21 protein-coding genes are annotated in these 23,137 nt (G+C 65.4%); 12 read left to right on the forward strand and 9 right to left on the reverse strand.

Going from position 1 to position 23,137, the window contains the following annotated elements; genetic code table 11:
* Positions 1–331: 331 nt before the first annotated feature.
* From ACZ9GA_RS11245 to ACZ9GA_RS11260, 4 genes are all read left to right on the forward strand, one after another.
* Complete coding sequence (locus ACZ9GA_RS11245) at positions 332–988, forward strand: (2Fe-2S)-binding protein (protein ID WP_457362603.1); 657 nt, start codon at positions 332–334, stop codon at positions 986–988.
* Complete coding sequence (locus tag ACZ9GA_RS11250; protein WP_457362602.1) at positions 988–1,968, forward strand: FAD binding domain-containing protein; 981 nt, start codon at positions 988–990, stop codon at positions 1,966–1,968. The genes ACZ9GA_RS11245 and ACZ9GA_RS11250 overlap by 1 nt, the downstream gene beginning before the upstream one ends.
* 9 nt (positions 1,969–1,977) lie before the next feature.
* Positions 1,978–4,188, forward strand: a complete 2,211-nt coding sequence (locus ACZ9GA_RS11255) for a xanthine dehydrogenase family protein molybdopterin-binding subunit (RefSeq protein WP_457362601.1) — start codon at positions 1,978–1,980, stop codon at positions 4,186–4,188.
* 110 nt (positions 4,189–4,298) lie between these two features.
* Entirely contained in the window at positions 4,299–4,850 is a 552-nt protein-coding gene (locus tag ACZ9GA_RS11260; RefSeq protein WP_457362600.1) for a nucleotidyltransferase family protein, read from the forward strand.
* 99 nt (positions 4,851–4,949) lie between these two features.
* Here ACZ9GA_RS11260 and ACZ9GA_RS11265 read toward each other — a convergent pair whose 3' ends face one another.
* Positions 4,950–7,070 (reverse strand): TonB-dependent receptor family protein, encoded by a 2,121-nt coding sequence (locus ACZ9GA_RS11265; protein WP_457362599.1) that lies wholly within the window; start codon positions 7,068–7,070, stop codon positions 4,950–4,952.
* A gap of 225 nt (positions 7,071–7,295) precedes the next feature.
* Between ACZ9GA_RS11265 and ACZ9GA_RS11270 the strand changes: the two genes are divergently transcribed.
* Positions 7,296–7,703, forward strand: a complete 408-nt coding sequence (locus ACZ9GA_RS11270; protein WP_457362598.1) for an NUDIX hydrolase — start codon at positions 7,296–7,298, stop codon at positions 7,701–7,703.
* 3 nt (positions 7,704–7,706) lie between these two features.
* Here the strand turns inward: ACZ9GA_RS11270 and ACZ9GA_RS11275 are convergent, their stop codons facing one another.
* The 5 genes from ACZ9GA_RS11275 to ACZ9GA_RS11295 all read right to left on the reverse strand — a co-directional run bounded on the left by ACZ9GA_RS11275 (position 7,707) and on the right by ACZ9GA_RS11295 (position 12,261).
* Positions 7,707–7,997: a hypothetical protein gene (locus ACZ9GA_RS11275; RefSeq protein ID WP_457362597.1), complete on the reverse strand. Its 291-nt coding sequence runs from the start codon at positions 7,995–7,997 to the stop codon at positions 7,707–7,709.
* Between the two features lie 216 nt (positions 7,998–8,213).
* On the reverse strand, positions 8,214–9,218 hold the full coding sequence (locus ACZ9GA_RS11280; protein ID WP_457362596.1) for a transketolase family protein: 1,005 nt from the start codon (positions 9,216–9,218) through the stop codon (positions 8,214–8,216).
* The gene (locus ACZ9GA_RS11285) at positions 9,215–10,063 is read right to left on the reverse strand and encodes a transketolase (RefSeq protein WP_457362595.1); all 849 of its coding nucleotides are present in this window, start codon (positions 10,061–10,063) and stop codon (positions 9,215–9,217) included. The genes ACZ9GA_RS11280 and ACZ9GA_RS11285 overlap by 4 nt, the downstream gene beginning before the upstream one ends.
* Before the next feature lie 18 nt (positions 10,064–10,081).
* Positions 10,082–11,380 carry an MFS transporter gene (locus ACZ9GA_RS11290; protein ID WP_457362594.1) on the reverse strand — a complete coding sequence of 433 codons (1,299 nt, stop codon included), beginning with the start codon at positions 11,378–11,380 and terminating at the stop codon, positions 10,082–10,084.
* A 131-nt stretch (positions 11,381–11,511) separates the two neighbouring features.
* A complete protein-coding gene (locus tag ACZ9GA_RS11295; RefSeq protein ID WP_457362593.1) occupies positions 11,512–12,261 on the reverse strand; it encodes an SDR family NAD(P)-dependent oxidoreductase in 750 nt (249 codons plus the stop codon).
* Positions 12,262–12,441: 180 nt separating this feature from the next.
* Between ACZ9GA_RS11295 and ACZ9GA_RS11300 the strand changes: the two genes are divergently transcribed.
* Positions 12,442–13,359: a LysR substrate-binding domain-containing protein gene (locus ACZ9GA_RS11300; RefSeq protein WP_457362592.1), complete on the forward strand. Its 918-nt coding sequence runs from the start codon at positions 12,442–12,444 to the stop codon at positions 13,357–13,359.
* Here ACZ9GA_RS11300 and ACZ9GA_RS11305 read toward each other — a convergent pair.
* Complete coding sequence (locus tag ACZ9GA_RS11305) at positions 13,353–14,264, reverse strand: LysR family transcriptional regulator (RefSeq protein ID WP_457362591.1); 912 nt, start codon at positions 14,262–14,264, stop codon at positions 13,353–13,355. The genes ACZ9GA_RS11300 and ACZ9GA_RS11305 overlap by 7 nt on opposite strands.
* Positions 14,265–14,379: 115 nt before the next feature.
* On the opposite strand from ACZ9GA_RS11305, the gene ACZ9GA_RS11310 reads away from it, so the two are divergent.
* The gene (locus ACZ9GA_RS11310; protein WP_457362590.1) at positions 14,380–15,123 is read left to right on the forward strand and encodes an SDR family oxidoreductase; all 744 of its coding nucleotides are present in this window, start codon (positions 14,380–14,382) and stop codon (positions 15,121–15,123) included.
* Positions 15,124–15,285: 162 nt separating this feature from the next.
* Here the strand turns inward: ACZ9GA_RS11310 and ACZ9GA_RS11315 are convergent, their stop codons facing one another.
* Together ACZ9GA_RS11315 and ACZ9GA_RS11320 are read right to left on the reverse strand one after the other, a co-directional pair.
* Positions 15,286–15,987 (reverse strand): cupin domain-containing protein, encoded by a 702-nt coding sequence (locus tag ACZ9GA_RS11315; protein WP_457362589.1) that lies wholly within the window; start codon positions 15,985–15,987, stop codon positions 15,286–15,288.
* Positions 15,988–16,009: 22 nt separating this feature from the next.
* Positions 16,010–16,837 carry a GNAT family N-acetyltransferase gene (locus ACZ9GA_RS11320; protein WP_476226457.1) on the reverse strand — a complete coding sequence of 276 codons (828 nt, stop codon included), beginning with the start codon at positions 16,835–16,837 and terminating at the stop codon, positions 16,010–16,012.
* A 603-nt stretch (positions 16,838–17,440) separates the two neighbouring features.
* On the opposite strand from ACZ9GA_RS11320, the gene ACZ9GA_RS11325 reads away from it, so the two are divergent.
* The 5 genes from ACZ9GA_RS11325 to ACZ9GA_RS11345 all read left to right on the forward strand — a co-directional run bounded on the left by ACZ9GA_RS11325 (position 17,441) and on the right by ACZ9GA_RS11345 (position 23,137).
* Positions 17,441–18,112 (forward strand): haloacid dehalogenase type II, encoded by a 672-nt coding sequence (locus tag ACZ9GA_RS11325; RefSeq protein WP_455922556.1) that lies wholly within the window; start codon positions 17,441–17,443, stop codon positions 18,110–18,112.
* A gap of 66 nt (positions 18,113–18,178) precedes the next feature.
* Positions 18,179–19,453: an NAD(P)/FAD-dependent oxidoreductase gene (locus ACZ9GA_RS11330; protein WP_457362588.1), complete on the forward strand. Its 1,275-nt coding sequence runs from the start codon at positions 18,179–18,181 to the stop codon at positions 19,451–19,453.
* 81 nt (positions 19,454–19,534) lie between these two features.
* Positions 19,535–21,178: an ABC transporter substrate-binding protein gene (locus ACZ9GA_RS11335; RefSeq protein WP_457362587.1), complete on the forward strand. Its 1,644-nt coding sequence runs from the start codon at positions 19,535–19,537 to the stop codon at positions 21,176–21,178.
* 145 nt (positions 21,179–21,323) lie between these two features.
* Complete coding sequence (locus ACZ9GA_RS11340) at positions 21,324–22,280, forward strand: ABC transporter permease (RefSeq protein WP_027977833.1); 957 nt, start codon at positions 21,324–21,326, stop codon at positions 22,278–22,280.
* On the forward strand, positions 22,277–23,137 hold the full coding sequence (locus tag ACZ9GA_RS11345) for an ABC transporter permease (RefSeq protein WP_457362586.1): 861 nt from the start codon (positions 22,277–22,279) through the stop codon (positions 23,135–23,137). The genes ACZ9GA_RS11340 and ACZ9GA_RS11345 overlap by 4 nt, the downstream gene beginning before the upstream one ends.

A 23,137-nucleotide genomic window follows, 5' to 3' on the forward strand; every position in this document is an offset into this window, starting at 1 on the left:
CAGGCTGCGCCGACTCTGTGCCTCACTGAAAATCTCCAGTGCACACCAGGGCCAGCGCAGCCTTCGGCAGCGGCTACGAAGGGCGCGCCTGTAGCCGCTGCCGCCAGGCTGCGCTGGCCGTATGCTTCGTCGGAGATCTCCAGCGAGCATCGCCTGATTAATGAATCCCCCTCACAACCCCATCCCACCCCCCGCCATAGTCCCACCCCCACCCCCTGCGCTACCGTGCCGTACAGCGCTTTTCCGCAAACCCCGCTGAACCGTCACCCAACCCTGCCATCCACTCTAGGTACTGCCTTTTACCGTGCCCCCCAGCAAAAGGTGCCCCCTGATGAGCGACCCCAAAAACCGCCTGCCCATGCCGCAGGACGAAGCAACCGTCGCCCCGCGACGCAATTTCCTCAAGTTCGGTGCCTCCGGTATCGCTGCAGTGACCCTGTCGCACTGGATTCCACCCTCGGCCGCCGAGGCCGCCAGCCAGGCCGCCGAGCCGGCCACGCCCGCCACCGGCCACCAGCGCATCCGCCTGGAGGTCAATGGCCAGTCACACACCCTGGACGTACCCAACAACGCCGTGCTGCTCGACGTGCTGCGCGACCGCCTGCAACTCACCGGCAGCAAGAAAGGCTGCGACCACGGCCAATGCGGCGCCTGCACGGTGCTGGTCAACGGCGTGGCGATCAATGCCTGCCTGTCCATCGCGGTGCAGCACGACGGCGATAAAGTCACCACCATCGAGGGCCTGGCACAGAACGGCCAATTGCATCCGGTGCAGCAGGCCTTCTGGGACCATGACGCCTACCAGTGCGGCTACTGCACCTCCGGCCAGATCATGAGCGCGGTGGCCATCCTCAACGACCCCAACATCCCGGCCGACGACGCCAGCGTGCGCGAAGCCATGAGCGGCAATATCTGCCGCTGCGGCGCCTACAAGAACATCCTCGCCGCCGTGCAGTCGGCGCGGGGCAAGATGGGGAGGGTCAGCTGATGCGCACTTTCGACTACGCCCGCGCCGACACCCCGGGCAACGCCATCAAGGCCGCTGGCAGCGGCCAGGCCATGTACCTGGCCGGTGGCACCACGCTGCTGGACCTGGTGAAGCTGGACGTGATGCAGCCCGATCAGGTGGTGGACATCAACCGCCTGCCGCTCAAGCAGATCGAGACGCTGCCCGACGGCCGCCTGCGGGTAGGCGCGCTGGTCAGCAACACCGACCTTGCCCGCCATGCCTGGGTGCGCGAGCATTACCCGGTGCTGTCCCAGGCGCTGCTGGCCGGCGCCTCGACCCAGTTGCGCAACAAGGCCACCACCGGCGGCAACATCATGCAGCGGGTGCGCTGCAATTACTTTCGCGACGGCATCTCGCCGTGCAACAAGCGCCAGCCCGGCTCGGGCTGTGCGGCCATCGGCGGCCTGAACCGCAGCGTGCACGCGGTGCTGGGCACCAGCGACCACTGCATCGCCAGCCACCCCTCGGACATGTGCGTGGCCGTGGCCGCCATCGGCGCCAAGCTGACGGTGCAGGGCAGCACAGGCAGCCGTGACATCGACTTCGCCGACTTCCATCTGTTGCCCGGCGACACCCCGTGGCTTGAGCACGCCCTGCAACCCCATGAGCTGATTACCCACCTGACCCTGGACGCGCCACTGCGTGGCAGTCGCTCGGCCTATCTCAAGCTGCGCGACCGCACCTCGTATCAGTTCGCCCTGGCCTCCAGTGCCGTAATCCTGGTGCTGGACGGAGCGCGCATCAGCCAGGCACGCATCGCGCTGGGCGGAGTGGGCACCAAGCCGTGGCGAGCACGGGAGGCCGAGCAGTCACTGGTCGGTCAAACCGCCAGCCCGCAAGCGTTCCAGAAGGCAGCGGAACTGGCCATGCAGGGCGCGCACGCCTATGAGCACAACGCGTTCAAAATCCCCCTCGGGCAGCAGGCGGTGATCCGCAACCTGCGCGACCTCACGGCCTAGGAGCTTGTGATGAGCGACCCTATCATCGGTACCCCGACCCGTCGCGTCGACGGTCGGCAAAAAGTCAGCGGCGCCGCCCGTTACGCCGCCGACCACCCCATGCCCGGCCTGCTGTACGCCTACGGGGTGTACAGCACGGTGGCCAGCGGCCGCATTCGCCAGCTGGACGATAGCCAGGCGCGGCAGATGCCCGGCGTGGTCACCGTGCTGCACCACGGCAATATGGAAGCGCTGCATCGCACGCCCAACGCGCCGCTCAAGGACGTGCTCACGGCCAGCAAGGCCGACGAACATCGCCTGCCGTTCGAGGACGACGTGGTCTCTTACCCCGGCCAGTTCGTGGCGCTAGTGGTGGCCGAGAGTTTCGAGCAGGCGAGGGCGGCGGCCTACCGCGTCAAAGTCGACTATGAAACCCTCGAGCCCACCAAGGACCTCGAACAGGCCTTGCGCCTGCACGGCTCCAAGGACGGCGGCAAGGGCCACCACCGCGGCGACCCGCCCACGGCGTTTGACGGCGCGCCGCATCAACTGGACCAGACCTACACCACCCCGGTGGAAGTGCATAACCCCATGGAAATGCACGCCACCACGGCCTGGTGGCAGGACGGCCGCCTGTACCTGTATGAAAGCACCCAGGGCGTGGTCAACCACCGCAACATGCTGGCCAACGTCTTCGACCTGCCGCCCGAACGGGTAGAGGTACGGGCGCCCTTCATCGGCTCCGGATTCGGCGGCAAGCTGTGGCCCTGGCCGCACTCGGTGGCCACCTGCGCGGCCGCCAAGGCCACCGGCCGGCCGGTGCAGTTGATGCTGCCGCGCGCCCAGATGTTCACCACCGTCGGCCACCGCCCGGAAACCCGCCAACGGCTGCGCCTGGCCACCGATGCCCAGGGCAAGCTGGTGTCGATCCGGCACGAGTCGTACAACAGCACCTCGACCCTGGACAGCTACACCGAAACCTGTGGCTCGGTGACCCAAAGCCTGTACAGCTGCCCCAACGTGCTGGTGTCCCACAACAACAGCCCGGTCAACCGCGGCACGCCCACCTCCATGCGCGCCCCGGGCGCAGCGCCGGGGTTGTTCGCGCTGGAATCGGCGATCGACGAAATGGCCCTGGCCGTGGGCATGGACCCGCTGAAATTCCGTCAGCTCAACCTGGCCACCCAGGATGAAAGCCAGGGCCTGCCCTGGTCCAGCAACCATTTGCCCGAGGCTCTGGAACAGGCTGCGCAACGCTTCGGTTGGCACGACCGCAACCCCACGATCGGCGCCATGCGTGACGGCGATCAGATCATCGGCTACGGCCTGGGCGCCTGTAACTGGGAGGCCTTCCAGATGCCCACCGAGGCGCGGGTGATTCTGCGTGCCGACGGTAGCGCCCTGGTGCAGTCGGCGGTGCAGGACATCGGCACCGGCACCTACACCATCGTCGCCCAGACCGTGAGCCAGCTGACCGGGTTGCCCCTGGAGCGCATCGAGGTAGAACTGGGCAGCTCGGCGCTGCCACCGGGCACCTTGTCCGGCGGCAGTTGGCTGACCGCCAGCGTCATGCCGGCCGTGGCCGGCGCCACCCGCAAGGCGTTGGCGCAATTGCAGGAATGGTCCGTGGCACCGGGCGGGGTATTCGCCGGGGCCAAGGCAGAAGAGGTGACGATCAAGGACGGTCATCTGCAGCACGGCGGCCAGCAGGCCAGCTTCGGCCAGGTGCTGGACAAGCAGCGCCTGGCCCGCGCCGAAGGCTTCTTCCACAACGACGCCGCCAAGAACGACAAGTACTCGTTCCGCTCCTTCGGCGCGCATTTTGTCGAAGTGCGCTGGGACCCGGGCATCTCGCGCCTTCACGTGGCGCGGGTGGTCAGCGCCATTGACGTGGGCAAGGTGGTCAACCCCCTGGCGGCGCGCAACCAGGTGGAAGGCGCGATTGTCATGGCCATCGGCATGGCGTTGTTCGAGGCTGGCGAGCACGACCCGCGCACGGGGTTGCCGGCCAACAACAACTACGCCGAATACGTGGTGCCGGTGCATGCCGACCAGCCCGAGATCGACGTGATGCTGCTCGATTACCCCGACCTGAACATGAGCGAGTTCGGCGCGCGGGGCATTGGTGAGATCGGCATCACCGGGCTTGCGGCAGCGGTGGCCAATGCCGTGTACCATGCCACGGGCAAGCGGGTGCGTGATTTGCCCATTACCAAAGAGAAGTTGATGGTGTCTGGCTAGGCCCCATCGCGACCAAGGTCGGCTCCTACGCCGATCGGTGTAGGAGCCGACCTTGGTCGCGATGAAAACGACGCCGATCGTGAGCCTCATACATCCAATGGAGCACTCCCGTGGCTGCCACCATCATCATCCTCGCCGCCGGCCGCGGCGAGCGCTACCGGGCCTCCGGCGGCAGCACCCACAAACTCGATGCCCTGCTGGGCGGCATCCCCGTGTTGCAGCGGGTGCTGGCCGCCGTCGCCGAAACCGGCTTGGACGCTTACGTGGTGCGCCCCCAGGGTGACAACAGCGGCATGGGCGACTCCATCGCCCGTGGCGTAAAGGCCACACCCGATGCCAGCGGCTGGCTGATTCTGCCGGGCGACCTGGGGCTGATCACCGCCGATTCGATTCGCCAGGTGGCCGCCGCTGTGCGGCCCGACACCGTGGTGCTACCCCATTACCAAAGCCGCCGCGGCCACCCGGTTGCCTTCCCCGCCGAGTGCTTCGCAGCGCTCAGCGCACTGACCGGTGACAGCGGCGCGGCGGCCATCGTCCGCGCTTATCGGCAGGCGGGCAGGGTATTAGACCTATCGGTCGATGATATCGGCATAGCCCTCGACATCGACTCGCTCGACGACCTCAATACCGCCGAACAAGTACTGGCAACGCAAATCCCGTAGCCGCTGCCGCCAGGCTGCGCTGGCCGGTGTGATCTCTGGACATCTGCAGTGGGGAACGGGGCCAGCGCAGCCTTCGGCAGCGGCTACAGGTGTAGGCCGCTAGCGAAGGCTCCAGGACACCCCCAGGTAAACCCCCAACCCTTCGCCCGGCGTGGAGCGCGCTGCATCCACCCCCTTGTCGTCATACCCCGGCGTCACCGTGGCCGCGTAGTGCTGGTTGGTCAGGTTGCGTATATCCACCCAGGTCTGCCAGTCGCCCTTGGGCGCGTTGTAGCCCACGCTGGCGCCGAATAGCGCGTAGGCATCGGCGTAGTAGCTGTTGGCGTAATCCACCGCCACCTTGGACACCAGTTGCGTATTGCCCGCCACGAAGAATCCTTGCGGCCAGTCGTAGCGCAACTCGCCCTGGTAGTAATGCATCGGCAACCCCGGCAGGCGGTTGCTGCCGAACTGGTCGTCGTTGCGGTAATGGAAGTCGCTGAAGGTGTAGGCCTGGCGCAGGCTCAGGGCGCCCACGCCTTCGCGCGACCACAGGGTGCTGGTCAGGCTGGCTTCCACGCCCTGGTGCACGGTGGGGCTGGCGTTGAGTTCGTATGGGGTGACGGCGCTGGCGTCGGGCAGTACCGACAGCAGTTCGTGGCGCACCTGGGCGTAGTACCAGGCCAGGCTCCATTGGCCCAGGCTGCTGTCGCCGCGGCCGCCGATTTCCAGGGTGGTGGCGGTCTGGTTGTGCAAGGCCACGGGTACGCTTTGGGCGCCTTTGGCCACGCCGCTGTCGAACTTTTGATTGGCGCTGTAGATCATCGACCAAGGATGCGGCGCCTCAACGGAACGACTGAGGTTGCCAAACAGCTGCACATCCGGCGTCAACTGATAGCGCAGGCCCAGGCGCGGTGCATAGTCCCAGTCGTGCAGGCTGGTCTTGCCACCGCCCTCGGGGTAGGTGACGGCGCTTTCACGACGGGTGTAGATGGCGGCGATGCCGGTGGTCAGCCACAGGTTGTCGGCCACCTCCAGGTCGTTGCTGAAATGCAGGACTGTGTCCGAGCCCTGATAGGTGAAGTTGCGGATGCGCGTGCCGGGCGCATAACCCGCCGTGTTGCCGGTGGGGATACGCACGAACTCGCTGGCACCGTCATTGGGCAGGTGCTTGGTCACGCGCAGCCCCACGGTGCTGTTGCTGTCCAGGCCCCACAGGGTGTCATGGCGCTTGTAGTCGAAGGTGCCGCTGACGTCGGTATAGGCCACCTTCAACCGGTTGGGGCCTTCGCGCAGGTCCATCGGGTAGTCGTGATAGACAAGACCCGTCTGGATACTGGAGTCATCGTCAATGTAGTAAGTGGTCTTGTTGCCGATAAAAGTGCTACCCGGCTCGTCACGCTGGTAGTCGCGAGCTGCATAGGTCGGGTTGGCCGCCTGGGCGTGATGCTCGATGGAATCCTTGGTCACCCGGCCAGCCAGTTCGTTGTCGGTCTCGCGGTGACGGATGTAGAAGCGCGTATCCAGATTGGGGTTGAAGCGATAGCCGAAGTTGGCGATCACGCCCTGGCTGGTGCTGGCGGTGTGGTCCTGATAACCGTCCGAGCGGGCGTCGGTCACGGCGATGTAGTAATCGAAGTCGCCCAGCACCTGCCCGGAGCTGATCTGCCGCTGGCGGTAATCATGGCTGCCCATGGCATAGCGCACTTGCAGCAGCGGCGAGTCGTAGCCGGTGTGGCTGATGTAGTCGATGGCACCGCCCAGCGCCAGGCCGCCCCGGTCGAAGGCGTTGGCGCCGCGCATGATGTCCACGCGCTCAAGCCACAGTGGCTCCAGCAGCTCGTAGGGCGTACCGCCGGGGCCGGTCAGCGGCAGGCCGTCGAGCATGGCGTAAAGGCCCGAGGCATGGGCGCCGGGCGCGCGGTTGATGCCCGAGCCGCGGATGGAAATCTTCACGCCTTCATTGCCGGCCGACTGCGCGTAAACGCCGGGCTGGTAGGCCAGCACGTCCTGATTGCTGGCCACGCGGCCCTGCAACGGCCGGCGCATGTCCACCACGTTGGTGCCGCCGGGCACCTTGGCCAACTGCGCGGCCGCGTCCTCGATGGACTGGCCTTCACCGCTCTGATCCTGATCGCGAATCAGCACCTCCCCCAGTTCCATGTCCTGGGCATCGGCCACCAGCGGGCAGGCCAGGGCCAGGCCCAGCAGGGCGGTGGGCAGGGTTTTCGGCGACGGCATGAGGGGGCAACTCCAAGGTGATGATCCCTACGACGTGCGAATCGTTCGCAAAAGCACATGTAGCCGCTGCCACAGGCTGCGCCGGCCGGTGTGAACCCCGCAAATCGTCGGGGCACATCAGGGCCAGCGCAGCCTTCGGCAGCGGCTACATGGTCATCATATCGACACGTTGGCGGGGCACTATCGTCGCAACGTCTATGGTCCGCGAGACAGGAGGGAATCACTATGGGGGCAATGGAAGCCACTGAAGTCGCCAACAAAGGCATGAAACGCCGCGCCACGGTGATTTACCGTCGCGACAATCAGATCCTGTTCGTGCGCAAGCGCAAGGCCAAATGGAACCTGCCGGGCGGGCGCGTGGAGCGCGACGAAACCCCGTTGCAGGCGGCCTTGCGTGAAATGGTGGAGGAAACCGGGCTGGCCTTCGAGCAGTTGGCCTACGTGTCCGAATACCAGCAGGACAAGGTCATCCACTTCCTGTTCGAAGCCACCCTGACCCTGCCGCAGAAGCCGCGTCCCGGCAATGAGATCGAAGACTGCCGCTGGTTCAAGGCCAAGCACGTGCACAAGCGCAAGGTGCGCGGGGCCATCCGCACCTTGCTTAAACGCTGCGCGGCCGACGTGGCGGCCTGAGGCTTACGCGTGGATTAACTGCGCACGACGTTTTTTGTTGGCGTCGTTGACCCGGGCCTGAATGCCGTCCAGGTACTGGGTTTCCAGTTCGCGGGCCAGGGGGCCGAGGATGGGGTTGGCGGCAAAGCCGGCCAGCAGGGTGTCGATCAGGTGGGAGACCGTGGCGTTGGCCGCCGCGACACTGGCGGGCACCAGCGGGTCGAAGTCCAGGCCTTCCATCTCCACGTCCAGACGCTTGAGGATGGGTTCTGCGCGCTGAATCTGCTGGCGAAGCTCATCAAGAGACGATTGCATCACTTACTCCCTGTGTCGTCGGCGTTGTCTTGAAACTGCAATATAGCGGTCATCCAGCAGATGGTAGGTGGGAAATATTTCATTTACATGACATCTCGCGGACGCAAACCGTAGCCGCTGCCGCGAGGCTGCGCGGGCCCTGTGCCTGGCTGCAGATGGGCAGTGCACATAAGGGCCAGCAGCCTGGCGGCAGCGGCTACAGGTTTGCGTTGTTTGCTACAGCCAGGCTTTTATCTGGGCGCACACGGCTTTCGTCGATATGCCATAGCGATCATGCAGCGTGGGCAACGCCCCCGCGTCGAGGAATGCATCCGGCAGCGCGATCTGGCGGAAGGTCGGCGTCACGCCGCTGCGCATCAGCAAGCCCGCCACGGCTTCACCCAGACCGCCGACGATGGAATGGTTTTCCGCCGTCACCACCAGCCGCCCCGGCTTGCGCGCCTCGGCCAAAATGGTCGCCGCATCCAGCGGTTTGATGGTGGGCACATGCAACACCGCCACATCAATGCCGTCAGCGCGCAACTGCTCAGCCGCCTCCAGGGTGCGCATGGTCATCAGCCCTGTGCTGATCATCAACACATCGTTGCCGGTGCGCAGGGTCTTGGCTTTGCCGATTTCAAACTGGTAGCCGTATTCGTCCAGCACCAGCGGCACGTTGCCCCGCAACAGGCGCATGTACACCGGGCCCTGGTGGGCGGCGATGGCGGGCACGGCCTGCTCGATTTCCAGGGCGTCGCAGGGGTCGATGACCATCAGGTTGGGCATGGCGCGGAAGATCGCCAGGTCGTCCGTGGCCTGGTGGCTGGGGCCGTAGCCAGTGGTCAGGCCGGGCAGGGCGCTGACGATCTTGACGTTGAGGTGCTCCTCGGCAATCGCCATGCAGATGAAGTCATAGGCGCGGCGCGAGGCAAACACGGCATACGTGGTGGCAAACGGCACGAAGCCTTCGCGGGCCATGCCGGCGGCGGCGCTCATCAGCAGTTGTTCGGCCATGCCCATTTGGTAGAAGCGCTCGGGGTGGGCCTTGGCGAAGATGTGCAGGTCGGTGTACTTGGACAGGTCGGCCGACAAGCCGACAATGTCGGCGCGCTGTTCGGCCAGCGCCGCCAGCGCATGGCCGAAGGGGGCCGGGCGGGTGGCCTGGCCCTCGGCGGCAATCGAGGCGATCATCGCCGAGGTGGTCAGGCGCTTGGCGCCGGTGGTGGTGTTCGCCGTGCTCATTGGTTGCTCCCCATCTGCAGGTTGTCCAGCGCCACTTGCCATTCATGTTCGTCAACGCGGATAAAGTGGGTTTTCTCGCGGTTTTCCAGAAAGTCCACGCCCTTGCCCATGCGCGTGTCGCAGATGATCACCCGCGGTTGCGCGCCACTGTGGTTGCGGGCGGCGTCGAAGGCCTTGACCAGGGCGTCGATGTCATTGCCATCGACCCGCTGGGTGAACCAGCCAAACGCCTGCCAGCGATCGACGATGGGCTCAAACGCCAGAATCTGACTGCTGTGGCCGTCGGCCTGCTGATTGTTGACGTCGATGACCGCGATCAGGTTGTCCAGCTTCCAGTGGGACGCCGACATCGCGGCTTCCCAGGTCGAGCCTTCGTTCAATTCGCCGTCCGACAGCAGGTTGTAGACGAAGGACGCCGACTGTTTGCGCTTCAGGCCCAGGCACGCGCCCACGGCAATCCCCAGGCCGTGGCCCAGGGACCCGCCGGTGATCTCCATGCCCGGGGTGTAGGCGGCCATGCCCGACATGGGCAGGCGGCTGTCGTCGCAGCCATAGCTTTCCAGCTCGTCGAGCGGGATGACCTGGGCTTCGATCAACGCGGCGTACAGGGCAATGGCGTAATGGCCGATGGACAGGTAGAAGCGGTCCCGGGCTTCCCACTCCGGGTTGTGGGGCTGGTAGTTCAGGGCGTGGAAATAGGCCACGGCCAGCAGGTCGGCGGCGCCCAGGGCCTGGCCCACGTAACCCTGGCCCTGCACCTGGCCCATGCGCAGGGCATTGCGGCGGATATTGAAGGCGCGTTGCGCCAGCGACGGGGATGATGCGGGTGAGGCAGTGACTGTCATGGTGAACACTCCATTGATTCAACGGTTGACCGAGGCGGCCGGGATGCGCAGCACCAGCCACGCCCCCAGGCACAGCACAGCGGTGATCAGGTACATGCCGATGGCGCTGGAGCCGGTGGTGGTGGCGACCCAGCCGATCAGGTACGGCGAGCAGAACCCCGCCAGGTTGGCGAAACTGTTGATGCCGGCGATGCCCGCCGCCGCCGACACACCGCCCAGCAGGGTGGTGGGCAGCATCCAGAACAGCGACGAGGCCGACAGCACGCCGGCGGCGGCCAGGCACAGGCTCAGGGTGGAAAACAACAGGCTGGTGCTCATCAGCGCGGCCAGGGTCAAGCCCAGGGCACCGGCGAGCATGGGGATGATCAGGTGCCAGCGGCGCTCGCGGTGTTTGTCGCCGCTGCGGCCCATCAGCAGCATGGCGGCGATGGCACACAGGTACGGCAGGCTGGTGACCAGGCCGATGTGCAGCGGGTCGGAGACGCCGGCGTTGCGGATCAGCGTGGGCAGCCAGAAGGTCAGGGCGTACTGGCCCATCACCACGCAGAAATAGATGGCCGCCAGCAGCCACAGGCGCCGGTCGCCGATGAACGCGGCCACCGAGGCATGGGTCACCTTGCGGCTGTCATCCTCGGCCAGCTCGGCCTTGATCATCTGCTTCTCGTCGTCGCGCAGCCAGGTGGCCTGGTCGACGCCGTCCTTCAGGTAGCCCAGCACCAGCAGGCCCACCAGTACCGTGGGGATGGCTTCGATCACGAACATCCATTGCCAGCCGGTCCAGCCATGAAAACCTGCGAACTTGGCCATGATCAGGCCCGACAGCGGCCCGCCGATCATCCCCGACAGCGGGATGGCGATGAACCACAGCACGGTCATGCGCGCCCGGCGGTACGAGGGGAACCAGTACGTCAGGTACAGCAGCAGCCCCGGCGCCAGCCCGGCCTCGGCGATCCCCAGTAGAAAGCGCAGGCCGTAGAACTGCCAGGCGGTTTCGACGAAGGCGAACAGCGCCGAGATGACGCCCCAGGAGATCATGATGCGGGCTATCCAGCGCCGCGCGCCGACGCGGTGCAGGATCAGGTTGCTGGGCACTTCACAGAGGAAATAGCCGATGAAGAACATCCCGGCGCCCAGGCCGTAGACCGCTTCGCTCAGGGCCAGGTCGTTCATCATCTGCAGCTTGGCGAAGCCGACGTTGACGCGGTCCAGGTAGGCGCACAGGTAGCACAGCATCAGGAACGGCATCAGTCGCCACGCCGTCTTGCGGTAGGCGTTGGAACGCGCGGTCACGACCGCTTCCAGCGATAGAGTTGTCATGATGGTCTGATCTCTTGTTGTTATGAGGATGACGACCACAGCCATGCCCGGTAGGAGCCGACCTTGGTCGCGATGCAGGCGCTGCGTTGTATCAGGCCAGGCGCGATCGCGAGCAAGGTCGGCTCATACGGTCAATGGATCAACATGCCGCCGTTGACGTCCAGGGTGATGCCGGTCAAATAGCTGGACAGGTCGCTGGCCAGGAACAGCGCGGCGTTGGCCACGTCCTGGGCGCTGCCCAGGCGGCCCAGGGGGATGCCTTCGATGATGGCGTGGCGGCGCTCGTCCTGCAGCAGGCCGCCGGTGATGTCGGTGTGGATCAACCCCGGGGCGATGGAGTTGACCCGCACCTGGTCAGGCCCCAACTCGCGCGCCATGGCCTTGGCCAGGCCCAGCACGCCGGCCTTGGCGGCGCTGTAGTGGGGGCCGCCGAAGATGCCGCCGCCGCGCTGGGCCGACACCGAGGACATGCACACGATGCTGCCGCTTTTCTGCTTGCGCATGTGCGGGATCGCGGCCTGGGACATCAGCAAGGTGCCGCGCAGGCTCACGTCCAGCACCTTGTCGTAGTCGCCGCCGCGAATGTCCAGGGTCTTGAGCGGTTGGGTGATGCCGGCGTTGTTGACCAGCACGTCCAGGCGACCAAAGTGCTCGATCACCCGCGCCACGGCCTGGTTGACCTGGCCTTCATCGGCGACGTTGGCGGCCAGGCCCAGATGACCGTCGCCTAGGCTGGCGGCGGCATCGCGGGCGGCGGATTCGTCCAGGTCGAGGATGATGACCCTGGCGCCCTGGGCAGCGAAGGTGGCGGCGGTGGCGCGGCCAATGCCGCGGGCCGAGGCGGCGCCAGTGATGAGTGCGACTTTCCCTTGTAGCAGCATGAGCGATACCCCTGATTGTTGTTATGGGCTCGATTGTGCCAATCGATGCCTCAGCTTGGACCGGGGTAGTGGGGTGAGCAATGCGCGAAAAATCATTCGCTGCTGAAAAAAATTCAGCACTCGCGAGGTGGCGCTTCCGGTGCTTGAATAAACCCACATAAAAACAATGAGGTGTTGACCATGCAGCCAGGCAGCCCCGCGCTCCCGGTATTGCCACCGCTGAAAGCCATTCAGGCCTTCGAACAGACCGCCCGTTTCGGCAACGTCGCCCGCGCCGCCGAAATGCTCGACCTGACGCCCTCGGCAGTCAGTCACCAACTGGCCAAGCTGGAAGCCATGATCGGCCGCCAACTGTTCACCCGCGCCGCCCGCGGCGTCAGCCTGACGCCGGTGGGCGAGCAGTACCTCAAGGAGGTCTCCGGCATCCTGCAGACCCTGGCGGTGGCCACCGAGCGGGCGGCCAGCGACGTCAGCCTCGATTGCCTGCGCCTGCACTCGTCACCCAGTTTCGGCCTGCTGTGGCTGATGCCGCGCCTGGAGGCGTTCCGCAGCAGCCATCCGGATATTCAGATCAACCTGTCGTGCTCCTATGAAGCGCTGCATTTCAGCCGCGACAAGATCGACGTGGACGTGCGCCACGGCCGGCCCAACTGGCCCAGCTACGAGGTGCGCTCCGTGCGCAACGAATCGCTGGCGGTGTTGGCGGCACCCTCATTGCTCGCGCAACGGCCCATCGGCCGGGCAGCCGACCTGCTCGACTGCGAGCTGATCCTGTCGGAAACCACCCTGCTTAAATGGCCCGAATGGTTTGCCCAGCAGGGCCTGGCGCTGCCGGAAAAGCCCTACACCCTGAGCTTCGACCGCTCGTACATGACCCTGGAAGCCGCCAGCCTGGGGCAGGGCTTTGCCCTGGAAAGCACCTTGCTGGCGCGCAAGTACCTGGACAGTGGCGCCCTGGTGGAGGTGGCGCCGCAGGCGTTCAGCGCGCAGGTGGCGGCCCATCACCTGGTGTTCCCCAAGGCCCATTCAAGCTTCCCCAGGGTGCGGCGGTTTCTGGCGTGGATGGAGAGCGAGCTGGGGCATGACTTTGTCTATTGATGCGGGAACATGGCCGGGTCCGACAGACAGGCCAGCAAATGGTCATACACCAGCCGCACCCGTGGCGGCACCGGCCCCACCTGGGGGCGATACAGAATCAACTCCATCGGCGCCGGCGCCGCTTCGGGCAACACCTCCACCAGTCGGCCCTGCGCCAGGTACGGCTCGGCCAGGTAACTGGGCATCTGCGCCAGGGCCAAGCTTGCCAATACCATCTCGCGCTCGGTCTCCGGGTCATCGCAGGTAAAGGCCGGCGAGGCGGGCAGGTGCGCCTCGCCATCGGCGAACACCCACGGCCAGGGCCTGCCATTGTTGCGGTCGATCAGCACCGACAGCGGCAGTTGCTTGAGTGCCCCGACACTGCCGGGCACGCCACGGGCAGCCAGCAGCTCGGGCGCAGCAACGATCATCAGCGGCACATGCCCCAAAGTACGCGCGGTGTAACGCCGGTCGCGCACGGCGCCAATGCGCACGCCAATGTCGATCTGGCTGGCCACCGCGTCGGTGAGCTGGTCATCCAGGCTCAGGTCGATGCGCAGGCCGTGGTTGTCGCGCATCAGCGGCTTGAGGAAATCGGCCAGGTACAGGCGGCCAATGGCGTGAGGCGCGGTGATGCCCACGCGGCCAGTGATGGCGTCATCATGGCGGTCGGCGTGGGTCATGAACAGGCGGTCCACCTGGTCCAGCGCCTCGCGGGCCTGTTGGGCCAGCTGCGCGCCGAAGGCGGTGACGTGCACCTGGCGGGTGCTGCGGTGGAACAGCATCTCGCCCAGGCTGCGCTCCAGTTCCTTGATGGCGCGGGTGACGGTCTGTGGCGAGGTGCCCAGGCGCGTTGCGGCGTCGCGGAAGGTGGGCGACTCCACGGCCACGCAGAAGATGCGCATCAGTTCGAGGCGGTTGAGCATGGCACTCCTTTAGTTCCATAACGTGGAATTCTCAAATCCTAACTCTTCCATTTTCTGGAGGGAAGCATGGGCGCACACTCGCTTCCATCAACTCCCCCCTGAAAGGAAGACCGACATGAGCAACAACATTCAAGGCAAGGTCGTGGTCATTACCGGCGCCAGCAGCGGCCTGGGCGAAGCCACCGCACGGCACCTGGCGGCGCTGGGTGCCAAGGTGGTACTGGGCGCACGTCGCCTGGAGCGTCTGCAAACCATCGCCGAGGAAATCAAGGCGGCGGGCGGTGAAGCGGCAGCGTTCGCGGTGGACGTAGCGCGCCAACAAGACCTGGAAACGTTGGTGCAAGGTGCGCTGAGCGAGTTCGGCCGCGTCGACGTGATGATCAACAACGCCGGTTTGATGGCCATCTCGCCGATCCGCGAGCGTCGCATTGACGAGTGGGACCGCATGATCGACATCAACATCAAGGGCGTGCTGTACGGTATCGCCGCTGCGTTGCCGGTGTTCGAACAGCAGAACAGCGGGCACTTCATCAATATCTCGTCGGTGGCGGGCATCAAGGTGTTCAGCCCGGGTGGTTCGGTGTACAGCGGCACCAAGTACGCCGTGCGCGCCATCTCCGACGGTTTGCGCCATGAAGTGGGTGGCAGCATCCGCACCACCACCATTGAGCCGGGTGCGGTGGATTCGGAATTGAAACTGGGCAGCGGGCATCAGCCGAGTGCCGACGTGGTGATGGAGTTTTACAAGCAGGCCATTCCGGCGGAGTCGGTAGCGCGGGCGATTGCCTACGCCATCGAGCAACCGGCGGACGTGGACATCAATGAGATCGTGCTGCGCCCCACCGCACAGGATTTCTGATCGCGGCGCATCCGCAGCACCGCGTCGCCTTCATCGCGAGCAAGCTTTGCTCCCACAGTGTCAGGCCTGACAAAAGTGTTCGCTTGACACTGTGGGAGCCTTACACCGGTGGCTGGCTCGGCACTGTGGGAGCAAAGCTTGCTCGCGATGAGGCCGGTACTGTCACGACACCGCGTAGAACTTGCGTACGTACTGGGTGCTGACCCACGCGCAGGCCACGCCCTTGGGCACGAACACTGTATCCCCAGCGTTCACCTGCAACTCGCCACCGTCCAGGCGCAACGTCACGCTGCCCTCGATCACCTGCATCAGCTCATGACACAGATGCCCCCGGCCATGCCGCTCATAGGGCGTCGAATCCCACACCCCGATGCGCAATGCACCCGCCTCGAACAGGTTGTTGGCACGGCACTGCGGCGCCGGGCCGATCAGGATCTGGTCATCGGGTGGCGAAGACGGGTTCAGGTGTGCGCGGGGGTCCAGCAAGGTCAAACCGGGCGAGGTATCGGCTTCTGGTTGAATGTCCGCGAACCAGGCCCACAGCGTGTCGGCACTGGCCTGCACGCTGAACGCCGTGCCCGCTGCAATCACCAGACTGTCACCGCAGCCCACCCGCACGGTCTGACCGGCAACGGTGAAGGTCAACGCCCCCCGATGCACCACCAGCATCTCACTGACCGGATATGCAGCCACCTCGAGCGTGCCCTGCAACGTGGTCACCCCCGCGGCAAAACGCTCATCGGCATAGCCAATACGCCGGCTTGCAGCAAAAGGATCATTGGCCACCAAGGCATCGGCGCTGGCCGCAGCAAGGTCGGCGTGGCCGCTGGCATCGGCCAGCAATACAGCAGTAGGTTGCGACATGCTCAAACGTCTCCGATTCAATTCAACCAATGGCCTGGGTAACCAGCGCGAACGTCTGCACGCCGCCCGACGCCTGGGGGATTTCGCCACGGCTCATGCACGCCACGGTGTCGACGCCTTTGAGCCCGACACCGTCCAGCCATGCTTCCAGGCCGCAGCCCACGGGGATGTCGATGCGCACGAAGGCATCGTTCAGCGGCGCCAGCAGCTGCGCAATCAACTGCTGCGCCTGCTCGACGTTCTGCGCCACCACCGGCCCGATGCAGCGGCCGCGACCAAACGGTCTAATGGCGGCAAAGGCCTGTAACTTACCGTCAATATCAATACCGACGGCCTGCTCGATGTCCGCGAACACGGCCTTCATCACCTCGCCGCGATCCAGCCCGGTTGCAGCATCGGCCAACTCAAGCAGGCGCGGTTGATCGGCAGCGCTCAGCACGCGGCCAGCCTGTGCAAGGGTAGGGGCGATCACCGTGCCCTGGCGTTGCTCGATCTGCCCGAACTCCACAAAGCCCATCTTGCGATACAACGGCGCCCCCGCCAGCGTGGCATTGAGCAAGGCAGTACGTGGCCCGATGCTGTCCAGCGCCAGGTCCATCAATCGCCGGCCAATGCCGTGGCCCTGATACTCATCGCTGACAATCACCAGGCCAATGGTCGACCACGGCCCCTGATGACAGGCAAAAGCCGAACCGATGACACGATCCTGGTCCAGGGCCACGAAGCCGTCGGCCACGCTGTGCAGCATGGCCCAGTCCTGGGCGCGGTGCGGCCACTTGAGGGCCACCGACAAGGCATGGGCGGCCGGCACGTCGGCGGCGGTCATGGGGCGGTACTGATAGGTAGACATGGCGGGCTCCGATATGAACGCGAATGGCGCCTTGTATCGCACCTGCGCCGCAGGGTGACAAGGGGGCGGCCACGATTCGGCAGATTGTGCAGCGCGCAGGCAGGCCCGCCACAGGAACTGCTTCGCCAACGCCTGTGGTCGGCAGCAAATGCCAGGGTCGTCGCGCGGCGGAGCGCCCGGGCAGGGCGCCAGCAGATTATGCCAACGCATCGGCTGTTTTCGGCGTTTTTGACGTGTGCCGCGCATCGTCTATAAAGCACAAGGCCTGAATCCCTTGTTGTACAAGGCAGTTACGCACTCTGGCGCCCGTCTTGCATTGGCAGGGTGGGGCGCAGATTCTGCTGCTGCTGGCCATCAACCGCTGCATTTGGGGGCCAAAACAGCGCACTTTTTCGCCCTTTGCCCGCGTGTGGAGCAGAAAGCACGCTCTGCTGCGGCAACGCGTCAAAACGGTTTTTTGTGTTTTCCAGCTTGCGCTTTAAACGCCATCTGCTGATTTCACAGTGTTGTAATGAAGTCGCTGCGCAACGGAGGGCATCACCTCCAGGGGATAGCTGCAAGGGCCCTTGCGCCAACACTTTCACGAACTCTCAGGACGGCACCATGAGCTTTCTACGCCCCAAATTCATTACCTTCGACTGCTACGGCACCCTGACCAACTTCCACATGGGCACCATGACCCGCGAGCTGTTCGCCGACCGCGTGCCGGCCGAGCGCATGGACGCCTTCGTCAAGATGTTCTCCGCCTACCGCCTGGATGAAGTGATGGGCGACTGGCAGCCTTACGACGTGATCCTCAAGAACGCCCTGGAGCGCACCTGCAAGCGCTGGAACGTGGCGTTCAAGGAAGCCGAAGCGCGCCTGTACTACGACGCCGTGCCGACCTGGGGCCCACACCCGGACGTGACCGCGGGCCTGGCCAAGATCGCCGACAAGATCCCCCTGGTGATTTTCTCCAACGCCAGCGATTCGCAGATCATGTCCAACGTCGACAAGCTGGGCGTGCCGTTCCACAAGGTGTTCACCGCTGACCAGGCCAAGGTCTACAAGCCGCGCCTGGCCGCCTTCGAGTTCATGCTCGACAACCTGGGTTGCGGCCCGGAAGACGTGCTGCACGTGTCGTCCAGCTTCCGCTACGACCTGTTTTCGGCCCACGACATGGGCATCAAGAACAAGGCCTTCGTCGCCCGTGGCCACGAGCCGGCCGCCAACGCCAGCTACGAGTACAACCAGATCGCCGACATCGGCGGCCTGCCAGGCCTGGTCGGTCTCTGACCGATTGCCCAGGGGCTGTCGCCGCCGTGGCAGCCCTCCATCACCCGTGGCCCGCAGGAGCAAGACATGAGCAGTGAATCCTACTGGTTGGACACCGCGCCCGCCTTTGGCCTAGGCCAGGCAGGCCCCGTGGAAGGGCAGGTAGACGTGGCCATCGTCGGTGGCGGCTTTACCGGCCTGGCCGCGGCCCGCGCCCTGGCCATGAAGGGCGCGAGCGTGGCGGTACTGGAAGCGGGCCGGGTGATCGGCGAGGCATCGGGGCGCAACGGCGGCCAGTGCAACACCGGCGTGGCCCAGGATTACGCGGCGCTGTCGGCCAAGTTGGGGCCTGCCCAGGCACGGGCGTTTTACCAGGCCTATGAAAGCGCGGTGGCCAGCGTCGATGGCATTGTGCGCAGCGAAGGCATCGACTGCCAGCTGCAGCGCAACGGCAAACTCAAACTGGCGGCCAAGCCGCAGCATTACGAAGGCCTGGCCAAGACCTATGAATTGATCCGCCGCGAAGTGGACCCCGACGTCGAGTTGCTGACGGCGGCCCAGGTGCGCGACGAGGTGGATTCGGACCAGTTTCACGGCGGCCTGCTGCAACGCAACGGCGTGCAGATGCACGTCGGCCGTTTCGGCGTGGGCCTGGCCGAGGCGGCGGCGCGCAAGGGCGCAATGATTTACGAAAATGCTGCCGTCAGCCAGTGGCAAGCCAAGGCGGGCGGCTACCAGGTGCACACCGCGCGCGGCACCGTGCAGGCCAAGCAGCTGTTGCTGGCCTCGGGTGCTTCGCAAGTGGGCGACCTTAACTGGTACCGCCGGCGCATGGCGCCGGTGGGCAGCTTCATCATCGTCACCCAGGTGCTGCCCCAGGAACTGCTGGCGCGGCTGGTGCCGGCGCAACGTTCGTACGTCACCAGCCGCATCATCGGCAACTACTTCCGCGTTACCCCCGACAACCGCCTGCTGTTCGGCGGCCGGGCGCGCTTCGCCATGTCCAGCCCGCGCTCCGACGCCAAGAGCGGCGAGATACTGCGCGCAGCCCTTACGCAGATGTTCCCGCAACTGGCCAGCGTGCGCATCGACTATTGCTGGGGGGGCCTTGTGGACATGACCGCCGACCGCCTGCCACGCGCCGGCCAGCACGACGGCGTTTACCACGCCATGGGCTACAGCGGCCATGGCGTGCAGATGTCGGTGCACATGGGCGGGGTGATGGCCGATGTGATGGGCGGCAACGCGGCGGCCAACCCGTGGCGCGAACTGGAATGGCCGGCCATCCCCGGGCATTTCGGCAAGCCCTGGTTTTTGCCTCTGGTCGGCGCCTGGTACCGGCTTCAGGACCATTTGCACTGATAAACCTGCTTTCGCTTCAAGCACGTTCGCGGCCATCCGCGAGCCCTTCGTGTAACCCGATTTTCGACAGGTAGAACAGACATGACAGACAAAAAGGTCGAGTCCCAGCTCATCACCGGCCAGGACAGCGTGCGTATCTTCGAGGGTTTGAACCGTGGCATGTCGCGCCGTGAAGCGCTGCGTATGCTGGGTGTGGCCGGGATCATGGCCAGCAGTGTGGGTGGCCTGCTGGGCGGTGCCGGTTCTGTATTCGCCGCCGAGGCCGACGCCGGCCCGGCCACCGTGGGCAAGAAGGGCGGCAGCATCCGCGTGGCGGGCATGTCCTCGTCCACCGCCGACACCCTGGACCCGGCCAAGGGCGCGCTGTCCACCGACTACGCCCGCCAGTACATGTTCTACAACGGCCTGACCCGATTCGACTCCCACCTGGTGCCGCAACTGGAACTGGCCGAGAAAATCGACCACACCGACGCCAGCCTGTGGATCATCACCCTGCGCAGCGGCGTCACCTTCCACAACGGCAAGTCGCTGACCGCCGATGACGTGGTGTTCTCCCTGACCCGTCACAAAGACCCGGCCACCGGCTCCAAAGTGATGCCGCTGATGGAGCAGTTCGCCGAAATCAAGGCCACCGGCCCGCTGGAAGTGCAGATCAAGCTGACCGCGCCCAACGCCGAGCTGCCGTCGATCCTGGCCGTATCGCACCTGCTGATCGTGCCGGCCGGCACCACCGACTTCAACCTGGGCATCGGCACCGGCCCGTTCACCGTCAAGGAATTCCGCCCCGGCGTGCGTTCGGTGGCCGTGCGCAACGCCAACTACTGGAAGCCGGGCCTGCCGTACCTGGACCAGATCGAATTCATCGCAATCTCGGACGAGCCGTCGCGGGTCAACGCGCTGCTGTCGGGCGACGTGCACATGATCAACGAGGTCAACCCGCGTTCCACCAGCCGCATCAGCGCCAGTGCCGGGCATAAAGTGGTGGACGCGCCATCGGGCAACTACACCGACATGATCCTGCGCCAGGACCAGATGCCCACTCAGAACGCCGACTTCAGCCAGGCCATGAAATACCTGCTGGACCGCGAACAGGTGAAATCGGCGGTGTTCCGTGGCTACGCGGTGGTGGGCAACGACCACCCGATTGCCCCCGGTTCGCGTTACTACAACGCCGACCTGCCGCAAACCCCGTACGACCCGGACAAGGCGCGCTTCCTGTTGAAGAAAGCCGGCATGTCCAGCGTCAAGATGCCGTTGGTGGCGTCGCCTGCAGCCACCGGCTCCGTGGACATGGCGGTGCTGCTGCAACAGTCGGCCAAACAGGCCGGCCTGGACCTGACCGTCAACCGCCTGCCGCCTGATGGCTACTGGTCCAACCACTGGATGAAGCACCCGATCAGCTTCGGCAACATCAACCCGCGCCCCAATGCCGACATCATCTTCTCGCAGTTCTTCCAGTCCTCGGCGCCGTGGAACGAGTCGGGTTGGAAAAACGAGCAGTTCGACCAGTTGCTGATGCTGGCCCGTGGCGAGACCGACGACGCCAAGCGCAGCCAGATGTACAAGGACATGCAGACATTGGTGCATGACCACTGCGGCATCGGCATTCCGGTGTTCATCAGCAACATCGACGGCGTGGATGCGCGCATCAAGGGCTACGGCAGCAACCCGCTGGGCGGCTTCATGGGCTACATGTTCGCCGAGCAGGTGTGGCTGGACGCATAAGCCCGGGAATATCCCTGTGGGACCGGGCGCAGCTCGGGAAGCGAACGACGCGGTGGCCTGGACGGGCCTCTTCCCGAGCTTCGCCCGGTCCCACAGGTGTATGGCGCATACCCGCCACATCATACAAAGGTGCAGGAGACGTACCATGCACAACACTCTGTACTGGCTGATCGCACGCCGCCTGGGCCTGGTGGCCCTGACGCTGCTGATCGTGTCGATGGTGGTGTTCGCCATCACCGCCGTGCTGCCGGGCGATGCCGCGCAGCAGGCCCTGGGCCAGTTCGCCACCCCTGAACAGGTGGCGGCGCTGCGCACCCAGCTGGGCCTGGACCAGCCCGGCATCGTGCGTTACCTGCACTGGCTGACGGGCCTGGTCACCGGCCACCTGGGCGAATCGGTGTCCAACGCCATGCCGGTCAGCGAGCTGATGGCCGGCCGCCTGCCCAACACCCTGATGCTGGCGGCCGTCACCGCGCTGGTGTCGGTGCCGGTGGCGCTGACCCTGGGCATCGTCTCGGCCATGCGCCGCGGCGGGCGCCTGGACAGTGTGCTGAGCTTCTGCACCCTGACCCTGGTGGCCGTGCCGGAATTTCTGGTGGCCACCCTGGCGGTGCTGATCTTTGCGGTGAAGCTGCGCTGGCTGTCGGCGCTGTCGTTCGCCGCCGAGGTGCACACCCCCCTCGAATTTTTGCGGGCCTACGCCTTGCCGGTGATGACCCTGTGCTGCGTGATCGTGGCGCAAATGGCGCGCATGACCCGCGCCGCCGTCATCGACCAGCTCGACAGCCCCTACGTGGAAATGGCCCGGCTCAAGGGCGCAAGCCCGGTGCGCATCGTGCTGCGCCACGCGCTGCCCAACGCCATCGGCCCCATCGTCAACGCCGTGGCCCTGAGCCTGTCGTACCTGCTGGGCGGGGTGGTGATTGTCGAAACCATCTTCAACTACCCCGGCATCGCCAGCCTGATGGTGGACGCGGTGACCAACCGCGACATGGCCCTGGTGCAGGCCTGCACCATGCTGTTCTGCGCTGCTTACCTGGCGTTGGTGCTGGTGGCCGACGTGTGCGCGATTCTTTCCAACCCGAGGCTGAGACAACGATGAACAACGTCATTGACAAGCCTGTAGCCCTCAAAGCCTTCAAGCCGCTGCGCACCCCGGTGCTGGGCATGTTCGGCGCCGCCGTGTGCGTGTTCTGGCTGCTGGTGGCCGTGTTCGGCGGCTGGCTGGCGCCCCATGGCGTGGGCGATGTGATTTCCAACAACGTGTTTGACGACATCGGCCGTGCCTTCCCGCTGGGCACCGACTATCTGGGCCGCGACATGCTCAGCCGGGTGCTGGTGGGCGCACGCTTTACCGTGGGCCTGGCCCTGGTGGCGGCGGTGTTGGCCAGCGGCGTCGGCACGGCCTTGGCGCTGCTGTCGGTGGTGTCGTCGCGCTGGCTGGACGGCTGCGTCAGCCGCCTGATGGACGCGCTGATCTCCATCCCCAGCAAAATGCTTGCGCTGGTGGTGGTCTCGGCCTTCGGCGCCTCGGTGCCGCTGCTGATCGCTACCGCGGTGCTCAGCTACGCACCGGGTTCCTACCGCATCGCCCGCAGCCTGGCCACCAACATCGAAGCGCTGGAGTACGTGCAGGTGGCGCGCACCCGTGGCGAGCCGCGCTGGTACGTGGCCTGTGTGGAAATCCTGCCCAACATGCTCAACCCGGTACTCACCGACCTGGGCCTGCGCTTCGGCTTTATCGTGTTGCTGCTCAGTGGCATGAGCTTCCTGGGCCTGGGCGTGCAGCCACCGGACGCCGACCTGGGTTCGCTGGTGCGCGAAAACATCGGCGGCCTCAGCCAGGGCGCCCCGGCGCTGGTGATTCCAGCGCTGGCCATCGGCTCCATGACCGTGGGCATCAACCTGCTGATCGACAGCATTTCCAGCCGTCGCCAGCGCAGCAAGGGAGGGCACTGA

The sequence above is a fragment of the Pseudomonas sp. TE3644 genome, from assembly GCF_056278815.1.

What these genes read in the sequence shown, in the direction of transcription:
- ACZ9GA_RS11245 (WP_457362603.1), top strand. Translation starts at nt 332, where the DNA reads ATGAGCGACCCCAAAAACCGCCTGCCCATGCCGCAGGACGAAGCAACC.
- ACZ9GA_RS11250 (WP_457362602.1), top strand. Translation starts at nt 988, where the DNA reads ATGCGCACTTTCGACTACGCCCGCGCCGACACCCCGGGCAACGCCATC.
- ACZ9GA_RS11255 (WP_457362601.1), top strand. Translation starts at nt 1,978, where the DNA reads ATGAGCGACCCTATCATCGGTACCCCGACCCGTCGCGTCGACGGTCGG.
- ACZ9GA_RS11265 (WP_457362599.1), bottom strand. Translation starts at nt 7,070, where the DNA reads ATGCCGTCGCCGAAAACCCTGCCCACCGCCCTGCTGGGCCTGGCCCTG.
- ACZ9GA_RS11270 (WP_457362598.1), top strand. Translation starts at nt 7,296, where the DNA reads ATGGGGGCAATGGAAGCCACTGAAGTCGCCAACAAAGGCATGAAACGC.
- ACZ9GA_RS11275 (WP_457362597.1), bottom strand. Translation starts at nt 7,997, where the DNA reads ATGCAATCGTCTCTTGATGAGCTTCGCCAGCAGATTCAGCGCGCAGAA.
- ACZ9GA_RS11280 (WP_457362596.1), bottom strand. Translation starts at nt 9,218, where the DNA reads ATGAGCACGGCGAACACCACCACCGGCGCCAAGCGCCTGACCACCTCG.
- ACZ9GA_RS11285 (WP_457362595.1), bottom strand. Translation starts at nt 10,063, where the DNA reads ATGACAGTCACTGCCTCACCCGCATCATCCCCGTCGCTGGCGCAACGC.
- ACZ9GA_RS11290 (WP_457362594.1), bottom strand. Translation starts at nt 11,380, where the DNA reads ATGACAACTCTATCGCTGGAAGCGGTCGTGACCGCGCGTTCCAACGCC.
- ACZ9GA_RS11295 (WP_457362593.1), bottom strand. Translation starts at nt 12,261, where the DNA reads ATGCTGCTACAAGGGAAAGTCGCACTCATCACTGGCGCCGCCTCGGCC.
- ACZ9GA_RS11300 (WP_457362592.1), top strand. Translation starts at nt 12,442, where the DNA reads ATGCAGCCAGGCAGCCCCGCGCTCCCGGTATTGCCACCGCTGAAAGCC.
- ACZ9GA_RS11305 (WP_457362591.1), bottom strand. Translation starts at nt 14,264, where the DNA reads ATGCTCAACCGCCTCGAACTGATGCGCATCTTCTGCGTGGCCGTGGAG.
- ACZ9GA_RS11310 (WP_457362590.1), top strand. Translation starts at nt 14,380, where the DNA reads ATGAGCAACAACATTCAAGGCAAGGTCGTGGTCATTACCGGCGCCAGC.
- ACZ9GA_RS11315 (WP_457362589.1), bottom strand. Translation starts at nt 15,987, where the DNA reads ATGTCGCAACCTACTGCTGTATTGCTGGCCGATGCCAGCGGCCACGCC.
- ACZ9GA_RS11320 (WP_476226457.1), bottom strand. Translation starts at nt 16,837, where the DNA reads ATGTCTACCTATCAGTACCGCCCCATGACCGCCGCCGACGTGCCGGCC.
- ACZ9GA_RS11325 (WP_455922556.1), top strand. Translation starts at nt 17,441, where the DNA reads ATGAGCTTTCTACGCCCCAAATTCATTACCTTCGACTGCTACGGCACC.
- ACZ9GA_RS11330 (WP_457362588.1), top strand. Translation starts at nt 18,179, where the DNA reads ATGAGCAGTGAATCCTACTGGTTGGACACCGCGCCCGCCTTTGGCCTA.
- ACZ9GA_RS11335 (WP_457362587.1), top strand. Translation starts at nt 19,535, where the DNA reads ATGACAGACAAAAAGGTCGAGTCCCAGCTCATCACCGGCCAGGACAGC.
- ACZ9GA_RS11340 (WP_027977833.1), top strand. Translation starts at nt 21,324, where the DNA reads ATGCACAACACTCTGTACTGGCTGATCGCACGCCGCCTGGGCCTGGTG.
- ACZ9GA_RS11345 (WP_457362586.1), top strand. Translation starts at nt 22,277, where the DNA reads ATGAACAACGTCATTGACAAGCCTGTAGCCCTCAAAGCCTTCAAGCCG.